Genomic DNA, 12,192 nt, shown 5'->3' on the forward strand with positions numbered 1-12,192 from the left:
CCATGAATATTCAGTCTGTCCGCACGTTCGTTGCCGCCCTCGTTGGTGTGCTGATCGTGCGTCTTGTTGCCGCGATCCCGGCTGTTGCTGACGTGTTCGCGTGGGTGGATGGCGTACTCGCTGAGGCGGGCTATGCCGCTGTCACTGCGCTCGCGATCGTTCAAGCCGTCGTCACTGCAGGCGTGATCTTGCTGTATCAGAAGGCTGCTCAGCGGCTTGGCGACCGTTGGCCGAACATTGAGAAGGTCATGCTCGGCAGTTCTGCACGCCCCCATTACGAGCCGCGCTACGCGGCCTAACTCCCACTGTGGCGGATTATCCCCCACTAAACACGAATAGCCCCCAGTAAACCCGTTTCCTCCGTATCGGAGGGGCGAGCTTACTGGGGGCTGTTTCGTCATTTCTGGGCTGGTTTGCTGCCGTTTGGTGGCCCGACCCTGGTGCGGCCGGCGGCGTTGACTTTCTCAAGATCCCAAAGCACTGAAGCGTTGGCTTCTTCGAGGGTGTCGTGTTGGCTGATGACGCGCCGCCTGGACGGTTCGGGATGCCATGCCTGGACGAAAAACAGTGGCACGTTGTCGCGATTCGCGAGGCCGACGATCATCGCAACCGGACGGTCTTTGGGGTAGCGCATGACGGCCCATAGGTTTGTGTCGATTTGGACGTATGGCATGCGTTCGCGTTCGATGTCGTTGGCTCGCTTCATGGCTTCCTCCGTTCGAAAGTTTGTTCGAACAGTGTATGCCTGGCCGGTGACAGTTACACGGTTTGGACGTGCAGCATCTGCCAGCCATCGGGCACCTTGGCGTTGAGCTCGGGCATGGTTGCGGCCTCGATGACCTGTGTTTGGTCGCGCCGCTGATACGTCCCCGCCGCTGTGATGACGCCGCCAGTCTTGCCCATCTTCACGGGCGCTTTCACGAGATCGAAACCCTCAGGCCGGTTCGCCTCGAGCTGCGCATGCACTTCCTCGAGCGACTCCCCCGACGCTTCAAGTTCGACGGTTTCGATGAGACGGATCGTGGCACGCAACATGCCTCTGAGACTATCCCCTTCCTGTCATGCCGCCCACCTGGGTAAGGTGGGCGGCATGAGTGAGAAACTGACCAACGTCGAAATCCTGCGACTTCTAAACGCCGAGACACCCACTATCGACCCACGTGTTGGGGAGCTCCTTAGAGACCTCTTCACACGTGTCGATGAGCTTGAGCGGCAAGTTGCTGACCTCCGCGCATAGCCATGAGCGCCAACACCGCATCTGCGAGCGCATAGCCGGCTTCCCTAACGGCCTCGGGCGCTAACTCCCAAGGTCGATTAGGTGCCGGGTCGGATTCCCACATTGCCTTTGCGATCTGTTCCCGTGTGGGTGTGACCAGTGCAGCACCCCACACAGCACCGTCCTCGAATCCGTGTCTGCAGAGGTAGTTGCTCAGGTCAGCGTCGTGCATGACGGAGATGTCTTGGCGTGGCCAGCGTTCTAGCGCTTCTGCTTGTGCGGCGGTACGCACATCAGGGGCTGTCAACGCTTCACCCATGCTGGCGATCCCTGCACGCGGTCGTAGATGCGCCCGCACGAGTCGCACTGCCACACCGTGCCGACCCCGACCGTCCAGTACAGCGGAGGGAAGCACAAACAGAACGGTTTGCCGTCCGGCAGTGGTACGCGCTTAAGAATTGCCATTGTTCTCTCCTTCGTTTCGTCGGTACGGGTTGGCCGGGTACTGAGTGTTTCCATAGCCGGCGTCCTTGATTTCGGCCTCCATCGCAGCGGCCAGGCCTTTGTCCCAGGCTTTCTCTGCGGCCGCACGCTCAACCTCAGCGATCATGCGATCGAACTCCGCTTCGCGCTCTTCCACGTCTGTCGTTGCCCAGAACGGGTGCGCTCGACACCACGCAGCTCGAACGGTTGTGAGGCTCGGCCTTCGGTCGCTCATCGTTGCTCCCTCATGTGTCGCTGTACTTGTTCTTCCCGGCGCCGCTCAGCAACTTCCAGGAGGTGCTGATTCTTTCGCCTGTTCTCGACTGCGATCTTCGCCCGCTCCTGCCCCGGCTCAGTCACCCAGGACAGGAATGCGCCCCAGCATTGGTCGCACAGGGTCACCTCGGTTCGGGAGAAGTCGGGTCGCTCGTAGGCGCCCCACGGGCTCAAGCGCTGCCGGATACTTCGGAGATGGATCGTGCGCTTCGTCACCTGGACCTCGACGTTCCCGGTGAACCTTCCGATCAGGGGCAGTTTCTCGAGGCTGATCTTCTCGGCTGGTTCCTCGCAGCGCTCGCATTTCTGTGTTTTGCTCATCGCACTCCTCCTATCTGTGTGTGCGGGATGGTGTCGCGCTCGCCAGCCATCACTACGGTCACGCTCTTCTTGTTCCAGCGGACGACTTCGAACCATGCGCCGTTGAGTGTCCATTGGACTTCGGTCTTGTCGCCGTGCATGGCTTTCAGATCGATCGTGGCGTGCGTGTTTTCGCGTGCGGCTTTCTCGGCTGCGAGACGCGGTGCTGCTTGAGCTCGCCGCAGCTTCGCATCTGCACTGTCGAGGTTTCGTTGGAGCTCTGCCCGTTGGCGTGCGAGACCGTCAATGCCGGTCTTGCCGTTCCGTGCCCGCAACGGAAGGTTCAGCATGCCGTGGTCGAAGTCGCTCACTGTGTGTCGCTTGTCCCAGGCTTCGAGCTTCGCGCGCGCTGCAGCTACGCGGGCTTCAAGATGCGCAGTCATCGGTCCTCACCTCGCAGCACCGGGAGTACCGCGTGCTGCACGAGCCGTTGGGCGGTCGCGTTGAGCTTGCCGCTCGACCAGTTCTCAGCGACCGCATCATCAGTTTCGAGTTCATCGGCGATAGCCTCGGTGAGCTTCGCCTCGTCCACCTGCACCGGGGCGACCGTTGACACTTGACTCCCAGCCAGTTCACACACCATCGCCGCGCTCTGCTTGATGCCAGCAATGACAGCGTTAGTGATCGGGTCGATCATCCCGTGTGCTGCCAGTTGGGCGTCTTCAATCTCGCGCGCATTCTCTCGAAGAGCGTCCGCGGCATCGCTTAAGCTCGGTTCCTGTGGTGCGGCACCAGCAGCAGCAGCAAACATCCGCACGATCTCGGCAGCAGCTTCGGCCTTCCGCTCCCGCAGATGGGCGCGCTGTTCTTCCGAAAACGAGTGATACCCCATGCGCGGGTCATCCGCCTTCGGGTTCGTCTCTCGGCACTGATAGTAGGCGAGAGTGTCAGCTATGCGCTCCACCAGGTCATCCCTGCGAGGTGCGGAACCAGCAGCAGCTAGAGCTTCGCGCGCAAGGTGTCGCCAGGAGCCTTCCGAGAAGAATCCCGACGAGGCTTCGCTCATGGCCTTTGCTGCAGCTTCGATTTGTTCGGGTGTCGGGTTAATCATCGTCGTTCCTTTCTGTCGGGGTAGCTTTGGCGCGGGTGACGAACATGGTGTCGAGCACGCCTGCTTCGAGGTAGGTGCCGTCATCGAGAGTGAAGATGCGGCGCGTGATCGTGCCGCCAAGACCGACCACTTCACGAACCTCGCCCGTGCCGCGCTCGCGCACGCGGTCTCCGCATTTCACGGCATGCGCTGGAGTTGGTGTCGTCTCAGAGATTTGGACTCGCACTAGCTGTCGCCTCCTAACGTCGTGAGGGGCCAACCTCTCGGCCAGCCCCTCAGATATGGGAAGAGCCCCGGCGTGCGGGGCTCAGTTATGGGTAGTTATGGGTGCGGTTTGGGTTTTTGTAGCGCCCGTACCTAAAACGGCTGCTCATCATCGAAGCCGCCGCCGAAGCTGCCAGGATCGCCTGTGCCGCCCCGAAACGGGTCGGGTGGTGCAGTTGCCCACCCGGCCTGTCCTGCGCCGCCCTGGGGTTGCTGTGCGCCTCCCCCGCCGCTCTTTCGGGAGACTTGAGCGGTAGCCCATCGGAGATCGGGGCCGAACGCCTCAATTTCATCGAGCTCGATCACGTGCCGGTCGGCGCCCTGGTTGTCCTTGTAGGAGCGGTACTTGAGCTTCCCTGTCGCGGTAATGCGGGTGCCCTTGCTGATTGACTGTGCGACGTTGTCGGCGTAGTCGCCGAAGAGCTTGACGGTGACGAACATCGTCTCGCCGTCTTTGAAGTCGCCCGTCTGCCGGTCTCGTTCGCGAGGTGTCGACGCGACGCGGACTTGGCACCAGGGTTTCCCGGCCTGCGAGATCCTGGGCTCGATTTCTGAGACTACGTTCCCAATGATCGTGCTGATGGTTGTCATGCGTTCTCCTTCTCGAATCGTGCTGCGGTTTCTTTGATGCGGTCGGGCTGGAATCCTGACCACATGTCGTCTGCGCTGTCGCCTACGGTGACGACTGGCGCGGCGAGGAACCCGAGTTCTTTAACGGCGGCGAGGTTGCCGGGCTCGGTGATGTCCTCAAGCACGTATGGCACTTCGAGGGCGTCGAGCAGGGTCTTCGTCATGGTGCATTGCACGCAGTTGGGTTTCGAGTAGACGCGAACGGTCGTCATTCAGTGGCCTTTCTTTCGTGTTGTGTGTCGCGCCCACCCAAAGCAGGCAGCGATAGTGGCGGCTGCCCCGAACGGGAACAGGCCGTGGGCGGGCGCCGGGATGACCGGCTGCCCTGTGATGTGGAGGATCACCGTTGCAAGCCATGCGGCGAGGATGACCGATGAAACGATGAAGGCCACGACAGCTGCTGCTCTCGTGGCCTCACGCTCGCGCGGGGTGATGTGGTCATTCACTGGGCACCTCCGGCCAGATCTGCGTCCCACCGACGATGCTGCTGTCTTTCAGCGTCGCGGTTCCTTCGTGACAGCGATCGTTGTAGACGAACCTGCCGCCCTTCACGAGCGCGGAAACATCTGTGTCGGGGAAGTCGTCGAAGCGGATAAGCCAGAGCTGGCCGTCTCGAGCGTCGTGCCAGGAGCGAGATTCCGGGTGAGCAGCGAAGTAGGTGTGAGCAGCGTCCGCCATGTCGCCTCGGTACTCGCTCATCTGCCCTTCAACGTAGAGCTGCGAGACACCAGTTAGCTCGTCCAGCACCCGGACACATCGCTCAGCATCGCAGAGGTAAACAACGATGTCCGGCCGCTCGGGGTCGCGCCAGCGTCCGAGTTCCTTGTCGCGTTCATGCTGGAAGAACTCACGCAGCGTTTCCACGTCTCCGAGGTCGACCGTAGTTCGTGCGCCAAGGCCTGATATTTCGAGGACGGTGCCTGTCATCGATCGGGATTTGATCGCGACGGTACGCCCTGTTTTGGCTGTGAATGTGTCACTCACTGGTCTTCTCCTGTCCTTCAACGAACCAGAAGGTTTGGCTGGATGAGCCCGTTGAACTTACCGATGCTCACACGGACCACACCAGGCTTGTTCGGGTTGTCTGACTTTCCCGCGGTGAACCGAATCGGCACGCCACGGCGCCACTTCTTCGCATAGCCAGTCACCCGCTCGATGAACTCTGGCCCCAGATTGACCGGCACCACTTCGGTTGCCATCTCGTGCACGTCAAGAAGACGCTCCGCGATTGGCGGGAAGGTCCCCGTCACGGGCCTGAATTGCTGCATGCGCTCAGGCTTTCCCTCAAGCAAGATCTCGACCATAACGGCCTCTTCCAGCAGGTCTGGGCCACTGACACCAGGGGTAAGCCCCGTGATGCGAACTTGGTAAGCCTCCGGGCGCATCCCAGCAAAGTGCCCCACAAGCGTTCGCGGATTTGTCCTCGCAATCCAGTCGAGAGCTTGCCGCGGCACCATGATCGGCCCCGATGCTTTCTGGCTCAGCGTGAACGCCCCCACTGTGTAGCGGTCAGTAGCGACAATGCGATCCCCTTCAAGGTTCGCGGTCGTAATGACCGGGGTTACGTCATCCTTCGACGCGTGCGGCAGCACGGCAGCGCAAGCCTCGATCGCTTCCATGAGTGGCAGCGTGACGCTCGGCTTCTCGGTTTCCTGTTTCTTGGTCACGATTGTTCTCCTGTCTGTTCAGAAGGCCGCGCGGGTTCGCACGGCCTCGACTACTTCTTGCTGGGCCACAGTCAGCGGCCCGTTAAACGGCTCACCCATCACCGCGGCACCGATCGCCGCGAGCACGAGAGCGTCCGCCTGGTCGTTCCCGGAAACGTCAACGTCTGGATAGCGTTTGAAGACCGAGGCGAGCACCGCATCTTTCGCCGCGTTGCCCTTCCCCGTCGCGTACTTCTTCACCTGAGCCGGAGTGACCAGCAACGGCGGCTCAAACCCGCACCCCGCTAACGCATCAACGAACATCCACCAGCCACCAAACATGCGGTCGAGCGACGAGGACGTTGCCGCGAACGCTGGCGTCTCTAGAACGACTTGAGCTCGTTCTGGTTCGACTCCGGGGTTCGCCCAGAAGTCGATCTCGTAGGCGATCCCGTTCACCCGTTTCGGGAACTCATGCCAGACGGCCTCCTTCTTGGATTTCACGGTGATGCATTCGGCTTCTCCGTCCTGGATCGAACACACGCCAGTAGACGTGAGACTGAAATCAACGCCCAGAATCGTCATGCGCTCCTCCTCCCTTTCGTTCTCTTCATTCGTTCGCGGGTCTTGCGCTGATATGCCGCACGTCCCCGGATGCTCCTGCAGGTCTTGCACTGCTTGTACGTCACCGCACCCTTGACGTACTCGTCGTATGCTCCGGGAATCAGGCGATGCCCCTTGCTGCACAGGGGGAACCCAGAAACCCAGGTGGATGCTTCCTCTGTCAGGTGCTGGAGGCGTGCCGCTCCCGGGGAGCGCAGCGATGGCCGTTCGTGATGGAGGCTGGCGCTTCCAACTGGGAAGCGTTCTTGTTCGAGGGCGGATGCGTCGCGAGTTTCGAGGAACAACGTGAATGCGTCTTCCTCGGAGTGGCTCATGATTCGTCCTCCTCTCTCGCTTCGCACGTGTTACACGTTCCGTCTTTGAGCCATTTGTGTTCGTGGGGCTTCGGTGGTCGCGGGCGTGCGTCCTCGGCTGCTTCCCATTCCTCGAAAGCGCGACGGTCACGCCCGCACGGGCCGCAGCTTTCCCCGTGCTCCCAGTGGGGATGCTTTTCGCAAATGGGGGTGGGTGGCCCCCCTCCCGAAGAATCTTTAGATTCTGAGGGGGTCGGGCCGGGCCGGGTCGGGCCGGGTCGGGTAAGAGCGGACTCCGGCGGGACTGACGCGTCTGTCACATCGGTGTCCCGTTGGGACTCTTTCGCTTTCCGTTCGGCGTCCCGACGAGCCTTCTCCGCACGCCAAGAAGCCTTCCTCTCACGCTCCTTCTTCCGGCCTTCCTCAAGCTCCGCCTTCGTCGGCTGATACTCACCCCAATTCGTGAACCGAGCACCATCCTCATACCGCTCCCAAAGACCAGAACGCACAAGCCACTCCACAGACTCAGGCCGAGCGCCCCACTCCTCGAGCATGAACTCAGGCACAAGCCCATCAAGCTCCTCCTGCGCAGACCAAGTGCCAGAAATCACCCACAAACCGGCAGCCTCAATACGATGGGACCGCGGGATCTGCATGAGCTTCCGCGACGAGTGGAACCCGTCATCGACCTTGAACCACGCCAACGTCTTCCTCCTTCCTTTCGATTGATGCGAGCATCCCCGCCTCGATCAGCGACCCCCAGTGCCCGTACCAGACCGCCTGATACCGGAGCGCGTACAGATAGACGGCGACCTGGCTATCGCGGCGGGCGCGAGCATGATGGGTCGCACCTTTCACGAGCTCGCTAGTGCGGTGCGTGCAAGCGAGGACGCGGGCGTAAGCGGCCTGCCTATCGGTCAGGGTCACGGTGCTCCTCCTCTCCTGCCATAAGTGCTCGAGCTTGTTCCTCAGTGATTGGTTTCCACCAGGCGCCGTCGACGGGTGCGTCGTAGTAGAGCACCCAGCCGACGCCGTGCCGCTTCGCAGGCCACTCGGCAGGGTCAGCCCACCTGGGTGCAGAGAACCCCGCCGCAATCGCTTGGGCGGGGTTCTCCGTCTTCCAGATGTGACAGCCACAGCCAAAGGCACTGCCGAGCAACTGCAGATTCGCGACGGTGGTGTTCCAGGCGTCCCGGTTCTGCCGGTGGTCCCGGTCGGTGGGACCAAAACGCCCGCACCGCTGGCACTGGCCAAGGTCACGGGCGGTCACTATCTTGTAGGCGTCTTGCTCCTGTTTCCGGGTGAGCTTTGGACGTTTCTGCGTCGGCGGCCTACTCACGGAGCCCCAACGCCTCACGGATCTCAGGACGAACGTGCAAGCCCGCGAACTCGTCAAACGGCTCCGCATTGTTGTAGCCGTAGATCGCATCTAGCGGTTCCGCAGCCTGCCACCCGTTGCCATCCAGAGCCTGCGAAAGTGCGATCAGGTTGGCGATACGCTGCTGCTCCACCAGGGCGAGTACGGCATGAGCAATCGCCGCATTCGACGCGTCCGTTGCGAAGTTCCGTCCGTCCCCCGAACCACGCAACGCCTCTCGCGCTTCTGCCGCGTGGTCGATTCGTTCGGTCATGATTCCTCCATTGGTTTGTGCCTGCACACGCAGGTAGACGAAAGGCCCGGGTCGATACCCGAGCCATCACATGTGCTGCACGACGGCAGCGGCGTATACGGAGCACTCACTCGCCCACCACTTCCGCGTCCTCGACGTCATGCTGGATCGTGAGGTCTTCTACGCCGTCGACCTTCTTCACCGACGCTTGATCGGCAGAAGCAGCCAACGCGATGCTCTGTGCTTCGACCTGTTTGGGGAGCATCTTCTGAAGCATCCGCAGCCCGGTCTTCTTGAACATCTCGCCCTCGTCAGACTTCCATGGGGTCTTCTCCCAGAAGCGCGGCCGGTGCCGTTCACGCATCGTCTCCGCGTCGAGGTAGACATACTGTGATTCGTCGTACCCCTTGACCTTGACGTAGGCGACCACGCCGACGACAGCACCCCGATCGGCGCGCGCTTTCTTGAAGTCGTAGAACTCGCCGCGTTCGCTGTTCGCGCCCTCATCGAAGTAGTCCGCCTCGTGAACGAGAAAGGCCCCTACTTTCGAGTAGAGGCCTGTGTTCATGATGAGCTGGATGTATCCGCCGTAACCGATGATTGGGAGCACTTCCCACACGTCACCCCGTTTGCGTGGCGTGAGGTGGAACTGCGCGAGCGGCCCACCAACAGGGAGCTTCAACTGGGCCGCGAGGAACAGCGCCCCAAACAGTGTCCGGGTGTCGCACTCACGTAGTTTCGGTGTCTGCTTGATTGCGGTGAGCGCGTCCTGTGAGAACTTCGCCGCATCCATCGTTTTCCCGAGCGCACGCTGAAACTCAGGCTCATACTTCGTGAGGTAGTCCTCAATGGTCGGGTTCTTCTTGACCGCTACAGCGGCCTGCGTGAGGTCACTCATTGGTATCTCCAATCGGCTCGAACCCGAGCCACCCGTCGTACAAAACAAAATGCCCTATCTGGTCACCTTCACCGTCGCTGAACGGGCGCGTGATCTCGATGCGAGTGACAATGTCCGCGCGCTGCTTGTAATCCCCAGCGTCACTACAAAGCAGGCGCTCCCACTCGCGGAGCCGTCTTGCAATTTGCATCAGCTCTTCAGCATTCAGAGGAATGTTTAGCCCCATTACTTCTTAACCTTTCTAAGTACGTTCCGGCCTGCACCGGTTTTCACGAGCTCGTCATACAGCTCAGGATGGAGATTCTCTACGTCAGCGACAGACACCGACCGGCGCCCCTTGACAGGCTTGATCTCGTAGATTGGCTCCCCCATGTGCGTGATGTTTTGGGCGGCGCCGGCATAGTTCAAGACCGCGACCTGTGTCTCGTCGGCCTCTGCCCGCAGCACTTTCGCTTCCTTCTCGAGTGCGAGCGCATCCGACAGCAACACATCACGTCGGTCGAGCGCCTCCACCAGCAAGTCAGTGAGTTCCACGTCACGGTCGGGGTCTGGTGTGTGGAGCGACGCATGCTCAGCTGTCGTCGTTGCTGGCGGCGGCACGTCCTTCAACACGTGCTCGTGCCAGAACTCGCGTGTCGCAGGGATGAGGTGGTTCTGAATGAACTCGTCATCCCGCTCCACACGGAAGAGCCTGAACCGCATGTCCCCACCCAGCAGAGCCGAGTACCCAAATGGGCGGTTATACACGAACATCTCGGTTTGCAACTGCGCCTGCACAAGGATCGGCGTGCCGTCCTCCCAGTCCTTCACCCCGTAAAAATGCGCAGTCTTCATCTGCACTGGAACATCGATTCCGTCTACGGTGAGGCGGCGATCCAGTGAAGCATGCAGCCAAGGGCACTCAACCGAGCGAACCATCTGAGCAGGCAGCACGGGCGTAAACTCCGGCCGGAACTTCTCGATGATCGTTTGCATCAGCTTCTCGGCCTCATGCCCGATTGCCGCGCGCTCCGGGTCGAAGAACGTGTCTACGCCCTTCTTCGACCGGTACACGTCCAACGCGGTCGCGTACGGCGACAGCCCGAGAACCGCGGCGACCTCAGACGCCCCAAGGCTGTTGCGTCGCTCCTGCGCCCACTCAGGCGAATCAGACACGACTTCTACGACCTCGTACTTCCTCGGTTCAGTCATTGAATGCCCGCTCCTCTCTCATCTGGTCGCCCTCGTAGTCGTTCTCGGCAGGCCACCAATGCTCATGCTCAGAGACAGGCAGGTCGGCCTCGAGGTCTGGCTCCGCGTACGGGATCACCTGCGACGGACGCTCTCGTGCAGCCCACCCGCATTTGCAGTCGGGGTGATGCCCGAACGGGTTGTTCGACTGCGGGCACTGCGTCTTGTGCGACGGCGGCGGCGCACCATACAGGCCAGCACCGTGTTTACCTTCGGTTGAGATTGCGTCTTCAGCGGTCATGCCCGCCTCCTAAGAGTGTGTGGAGGACTGTCTTTGTCCTCGAAATAAGAAACCGCCCACGTGCTTGCTTGTTTTCGAGCAGCAGGTAGGCGGCAATAATCGGGATAAGCCACAACATTTCCGGTGGCGCATAATCAGGCAAGGTCGATCTCCATCCCGTCAGCGACGCTCAGCAGCACCGCTCCAGCAAACGCCTCGACCGTGTCGTACTGCAGGCGCCGCTCCACCGTCGCGAGTACCTGCTCAGCTACCCGATCGTTGTCGAGCTCTGCGACCTTCCCGACCAGCCGGGCAACATTCGTCATCATGATGTCCATGTGTGCACTCCTTCCAATACGTGTGGTCCTCTTGGCGGGTGTCGATCCCGCATCGCAGCCGGATGGTTGCTGGCGTCCATGTGCGCCCCACTTCTAGGTCAGTGAGGGTGGCTGCGACCACAGCTGGTGCAAGAGGGTGTTGTGCGGGCGGTGCCGGTCAGAGTCGTTCCATCCCTGACCGGCTTGTCTAGGCGATCCCGCATACGCAGGCGTTCCCGTCAGCGGCCACCCGACCGCTCGCCCCGTGGGGGTCTTTCGTGCCCGTGGGAGGTACTCCGCCTCCACAACCGATCACAGGCTCACGGGCTGCGCGGACTAGATACGCGGAGGCCAGCTCCACTGACCATCTGCATGTCCCGCACCAGCATCCGGCACCCACAGCACGTCTGTACCGTCGAGAAGTACCTTCAGGTTTGGATTGCCGCTTACTGCGATGCCTACAATGATTGCTGCCTGCGCGTCCCCCGCAACTACGGGGAACCCCACATGTACCTGAACGCCAGTCGCAAGTTCGCGGTGTTCTTCGAGATGCGCTTCGGTGTCGCTTCGACGCTTGTTCACCGATTCCGCATCCTCACGGCTCAGCCGATAATGCACGACGCGCCCAATCGTTGGGTCTTGACTCATGACAACCTCTTTCTCTTTGTTTTCTCGCTGTCGTGGCGGGCGAGGGTTCGAACCTCGCGTGTGACCGGGTAGCCCAGACATCACACGGCACCGTGCACCGCCTGGCCGAACGAACGGCCATAAAGCTCTAGACGCTTCCACCCGAAGGTGTCCACGGCGCGACAGCGATTCCGCCGCGACTCGCCTGATTACCTCTCCCGAGGTTCGGCATCCCAAACGCTTCAAGCTCGCACGGTGAGTCACTACCCTCACCGCGCCATCCGCGCCGGTTATCTTCTATTCAGTTCAATGCCCGATATGTCAGTCATGGGACGCCCGGTGAAGGGGGCCCTCGTGACGGTGGGCGGCTGTTTAGGCCATGTCGTGAACCGGACGGTTTTGAGGCCGACCGGCCCGATTTTGGGTAAAGCGTGGCTAGCCCTATAT

25 protein-coding genes are annotated in these 12,192 nt (G+C 61.1%); 2 read left to right on the top strand and 23 right to left on the bottom strand.

The genetic code is table 11. From position 1 onward, the window contains the following. Positions 1–2: 2 nt before the first annotated feature. Positions 3–299 carry a hypothetical protein gene (locus ACF07D_RS07495; RefSeq protein WP_391504462.1) on the top strand — a complete coding sequence of 99 codons (297 nt, stop codon included), beginning with the start codon at positions 3–5 and terminating at the stop codon, positions 297–299. A gap of 98 nt (positions 300–397) precedes the next feature. Here the strand turns inward: ACF07D_RS07495 and ACF07D_RS07500 are convergent, their stop codons facing one another. Both ACF07D_RS07500 and ACF07D_RS07505 read right to left on the bottom strand, forming a co-directional pair. Beyond that, positions 398–706, bottom strand: coding sequence for a hypothetical protein (locus ACF07D_RS07500; protein WP_391504463.1), 309 nt, complete (start codon positions 704–706; stop codon positions 398–400). A 53-nt stretch (positions 707–759) separates the two neighbouring features. Next, entirely contained in the window at positions 760–1,035 is a 276-nt protein-coding gene (locus ACF07D_RS07505; RefSeq protein ID WP_391504464.1) for a hypothetical protein, read from the bottom strand. 55 nt (positions 1,036–1,090) lie between these two features. On the opposite strand from ACF07D_RS07505, the gene ACF07D_RS07510 reads away from it, so the two are divergent. Continuing rightward, positions 1,091–1,237: a hypothetical protein gene (locus tag ACF07D_RS07510; RefSeq protein WP_391504465.1), complete on the top strand. Its 147-nt coding sequence runs from the start codon at positions 1,091–1,093 to the stop codon at positions 1,235–1,237. A gap of 282 nt (positions 1,238–1,519) precedes the next feature. Here the strand turns inward: ACF07D_RS07510 and ACF07D_RS07515 are convergent, their stop codons facing one another. The 21 genes from ACF07D_RS07515 to ACF07D_RS07615 all read right to left on the bottom strand — a co-directional run bounded on the left by ACF07D_RS07515 (position 1,520) and on the right by ACF07D_RS07615 (position 11,766). Then, positions 1,520–1,681, bottom strand: a complete 162-nt coding sequence (locus tag ACF07D_RS07515) for a hypothetical protein (RefSeq protein ID WP_391504466.1) — start codon at positions 1,679–1,681, stop codon at positions 1,520–1,522. Next, positions 1,668–1,934 carry a hypothetical protein gene (locus ACF07D_RS07520; protein ID WP_391504467.1) on the bottom strand — a complete coding sequence of 89 codons (267 nt, stop codon included), beginning with the start codon at positions 1,932–1,934 and terminating at the stop codon, positions 1,668–1,670. The genes ACF07D_RS07515 and ACF07D_RS07520 overlap by 14 nt, the downstream gene beginning before the upstream one ends. Continuing rightward, complete coding sequence (locus ACF07D_RS07525) at positions 1,931–2,296, bottom strand: hypothetical protein (RefSeq protein ID WP_391504468.1); 366 nt, start codon at positions 2,294–2,296, stop codon at positions 1,931–1,933. Before ACF07D_RS07525 ends, ACF07D_RS07520 begins: the two co-directional genes overlap by 4 nt. Further along, on the bottom strand, positions 2,293–2,718 hold the full coding sequence (locus tag ACF07D_RS07530) for a hypothetical protein (RefSeq protein WP_391504469.1): 426 nt from the start codon (positions 2,716–2,718) through the stop codon (positions 2,293–2,295). Before ACF07D_RS07530 ends, ACF07D_RS07525 begins: the two co-directional genes overlap by 4 nt. Then, the gene (locus ACF07D_RS07535; protein ID WP_391504470.1) at positions 2,715–3,386 is read right to left on the bottom strand and encodes a hypothetical protein; all 672 of its coding nucleotides are present in this window, start codon (positions 3,384–3,386) and stop codon (positions 2,715–2,717) included. Before ACF07D_RS07535 ends, ACF07D_RS07530 begins: the two co-directional genes overlap by 4 nt. Next, a complete protein-coding gene (locus tag ACF07D_RS07540) occupies positions 3,379–3,612 on the bottom strand; it encodes a hypothetical protein (protein WP_391504471.1) in 234 nt (77 codons plus the stop codon). Before ACF07D_RS07540 ends, ACF07D_RS07535 begins: the two co-directional genes overlap by 8 nt. Positions 3,613–3,743: 131 nt before the next feature. After that, positions 3,744–4,241, bottom strand: coding sequence for a single-stranded DNA-binding protein (ssb, locus tag ACF07D_RS07545; RefSeq protein ID WP_391504472.1), 498 nt, complete (start codon positions 4,239–4,241; stop codon positions 3,744–3,746). Further along, positions 4,238–4,492 carry a glutaredoxin domain-containing protein gene (locus tag ACF07D_RS07550; RefSeq protein ID WP_391504473.1) on the bottom strand — a complete coding sequence of 85 codons (255 nt, stop codon included), beginning with the start codon at positions 4,490–4,492 and terminating at the stop codon, positions 4,238–4,240. The genes ssb and ACF07D_RS07550 overlap by 4 nt, the downstream gene beginning before the upstream one ends. Then, positions 4,493–4,726 carry a hypothetical protein gene (locus tag ACF07D_RS07555; RefSeq protein WP_391504474.1) on the bottom strand — a complete coding sequence of 78 codons (234 nt, stop codon included), beginning with the start codon at positions 4,724–4,726 and terminating at the stop codon, positions 4,493–4,495. Beyond that, complete coding sequence (locus ACF07D_RS07560) at positions 4,719–5,264, bottom strand: hypothetical protein (protein ID WP_391504475.1); 546 nt, start codon at positions 5,262–5,264, stop codon at positions 4,719–4,721. The genes ACF07D_RS07555 and ACF07D_RS07560 overlap by 8 nt, the downstream gene beginning before the upstream one ends. A gap of 17 nt (positions 5,265–5,281) precedes the next feature. Next, entirely contained in the window at positions 5,282–5,947 is a 666-nt protein-coding gene (locus tag ACF07D_RS07565; RefSeq protein WP_391504476.1) for a hypothetical protein, read from the bottom strand. Positions 5,948–5,965: 18 nt separating this feature from the next. Next, the gene (locus tag ACF07D_RS07570; RefSeq protein ID WP_391504477.1) at positions 5,966–6,511 is read right to left on the bottom strand and encodes a hypothetical protein; all 546 of its coding nucleotides are present in this window, start codon (positions 6,509–6,511) and stop codon (positions 5,966–5,968) included. 1,013 nt (positions 6,512–7,524) lie between these two features. Next, positions 7,525–7,770, bottom strand: a complete 246-nt coding sequence (locus ACF07D_RS07575; protein WP_391504478.1) for a hypothetical protein — start codon at positions 7,768–7,770, stop codon at positions 7,525–7,527. Further along, positions 7,754–8,182 (bottom strand): hypothetical protein, encoded by a 429-nt coding sequence (locus ACF07D_RS07580; RefSeq protein WP_391504479.1) that lies wholly within the window; start codon positions 8,180–8,182, stop codon positions 7,754–7,756. The genes ACF07D_RS07575 and ACF07D_RS07580 overlap by 17 nt, the downstream gene beginning before the upstream one ends. After that, positions 8,175–8,474, bottom strand: coding sequence for a hypothetical protein (locus ACF07D_RS07585; protein WP_185986381.1), 300 nt, complete (start codon positions 8,472–8,474; stop codon positions 8,175–8,177). Before ACF07D_RS07585 ends, ACF07D_RS07580 begins: the two co-directional genes overlap by 8 nt. A gap of 106 nt (positions 8,475–8,580) precedes the next feature. Continuing rightward, complete coding sequence (locus ACF07D_RS07590; protein WP_391504480.1) at positions 8,581–9,351, bottom strand: recombinase RecT; 771 nt, start codon at positions 9,349–9,351, stop codon at positions 8,581–8,583. Next, positions 9,344–9,577, bottom strand: coding sequence for a hypothetical protein (locus ACF07D_RS07595; RefSeq protein WP_391504481.1), 234 nt, complete (start codon positions 9,575–9,577; stop codon positions 9,344–9,346). The genes ACF07D_RS07590 and ACF07D_RS07595 overlap by 8 nt, the downstream gene beginning before the upstream one ends. After that, complete coding sequence (locus ACF07D_RS07600) at positions 9,577–10,542, bottom strand: YqaJ viral recombinase family protein (RefSeq protein WP_391504482.1); 966 nt, start codon at positions 10,540–10,542, stop codon at positions 9,577–9,579. Before ACF07D_RS07600 ends, ACF07D_RS07595 begins: the two co-directional genes overlap by 1 nt. After that, positions 10,535–10,822 carry a hypothetical protein gene (locus ACF07D_RS07605; RefSeq protein WP_391504483.1) on the bottom strand — a complete coding sequence of 96 codons (288 nt, stop codon included), beginning with the start codon at positions 10,820–10,822 and terminating at the stop codon, positions 10,535–10,537. Before ACF07D_RS07605 ends, ACF07D_RS07600 begins: the two co-directional genes overlap by 8 nt. A gap of 134 nt (positions 10,823–10,956) precedes the next feature. Continuing rightward, positions 10,957–11,139 (bottom strand): hypothetical protein, encoded by a 183-nt coding sequence (locus ACF07D_RS07610; protein ID WP_391504106.1) that lies wholly within the window; start codon positions 11,137–11,139, stop codon positions 10,957–10,959. A gap of 315 nt (positions 11,140–11,454) precedes the next feature. Then, positions 11,455–11,766, bottom strand: a complete 312-nt coding sequence (locus tag ACF07D_RS07615; protein ID WP_391504484.1) for a hypothetical protein — start codon at positions 11,764–11,766, stop codon at positions 11,455–11,457. Positions 11,767–12,192 lie beyond the last annotated feature (426 nt).

Origin of the sequence: Leucobacter sp. NPDC015123 (assembly GCF_043080205.1) — a bacterium.
GTDB classification, from domain to species: Bacteria; Actinomycetota; Actinomycetes; order Actinomycetales; family Microbacteriaceae; genus Leucobacter; species Leucobacter aridicollis_A.

Coding starts and splice junctions, on each gene's coding strand:
- ACF07D_RS07495 (WP_391504462.1), top strand. CDS start 3: ATGAATATTCAGTCTGTCCGCACGTTCGTTGCCGCCCTCGTTGGTGTG.
- ACF07D_RS07500 (WP_391504463.1), bottom strand. CDS start 706: ATGAAGCGAGCCAACGACATCGAACGCGAACGCATGCCATACGTCCAA.
- ACF07D_RS07505 (WP_391504464.1), bottom strand. CDS start 1,035: ATGTTGCGTGCCACGATCCGTCTCATCGAAACCGTCGAACTTGAAGCG.
- ACF07D_RS07510 (WP_391504465.1), top strand. CDS start 1,091: ATGAGTGAGAAACTGACCAACGTCGAAATCCTGCGACTTCTAAACGCC.
- ACF07D_RS07515 (WP_391504466.1), bottom strand. CDS start 1,681: ATGGCAATTCTTAAGCGCGTACCACTGCCGGACGGCAAACCGTTCTGT.
- ACF07D_RS07520 (WP_391504467.1), bottom strand. CDS start 1,934: ATGAGCGACCGAAGGCCGAGCCTCACAACCGTTCGAGCTGCGTGGTGT.
- ACF07D_RS07525 (WP_391504468.1), bottom strand. CDS start 2,296: ATGAGCAAAACACAGAAATGCGAGCGCTGCGAGGAACCAGCCGAGAAG.
- ACF07D_RS07530 (WP_391504469.1), bottom strand. CDS start 2,718: ATGACTGCGCATCTTGAAGCCCGCGTAGCTGCAGCGCGCGCGAAGCTC.
- ACF07D_RS07535 (WP_391504470.1), bottom strand. CDS start 3,386: ATGATTAACCCGACACCCGAACAAATCGAAGCTGCAGCAAAGGCCATG.
- ssb (WP_391504472.1), bottom strand. CDS start 4,241: ATGACAACCATCAGCACGATCATTGGGAACGTAGTCTCAGAAATCGAG.
- ACF07D_RS07550 (WP_391504473.1), bottom strand. CDS start 4,492: ATGACGACCGTTCGCGTCTACTCGAAACCCAACTGCGTGCAATGCACC.
- ACF07D_RS07570 (WP_391504477.1), bottom strand. CDS start 6,511: ATGACGATTCTGGGCGTTGATTTCAGTCTCACGTCTACTGGCGTGTGT.
- ACF07D_RS07585 (WP_185986381.1), bottom strand. CDS start 8,474: ATGACCGAACGAATCGACCACGCGGCAGAAGCGCGAGAGGCGTTGCGT.
- ACF07D_RS07590 (WP_391504480.1), bottom strand. CDS start 9,351: ATGAGTGACCTCACGCAGGCCGCTGTAGCGGTCAAGAAGAACCCGACC.
- ACF07D_RS07595 (WP_391504481.1), bottom strand. CDS start 9,577: ATGGGGCTAAACATTCCTCTGAATGCTGAAGAGCTGATGCAAATTGCA.
- ACF07D_RS07600 (WP_391504482.1), bottom strand. CDS start 10,542: ATGACTGAACCGAGGAAGTACGAGGTCGTAGAAGTCGTGTCTGATTCG.
- ACF07D_RS07605 (WP_391504483.1), bottom strand. CDS start 10,822: ATGACCGCTGAAGACGCAATCTCAACCGAAGGTAAACACGGTGCTGGC.
- ACF07D_RS07610 (WP_391504106.1), bottom strand. CDS start 11,139: ATGGACATCATGATGACGAATGTTGCCCGGCTGGTCGGGAAGGTCGCA.
- ACF07D_RS07615 (WP_391504484.1), bottom strand. CDS start 11,766: ATGAGTCAAGACCCAACGATTGGGCGCGTCGTGCATTATCGGCTGAGC.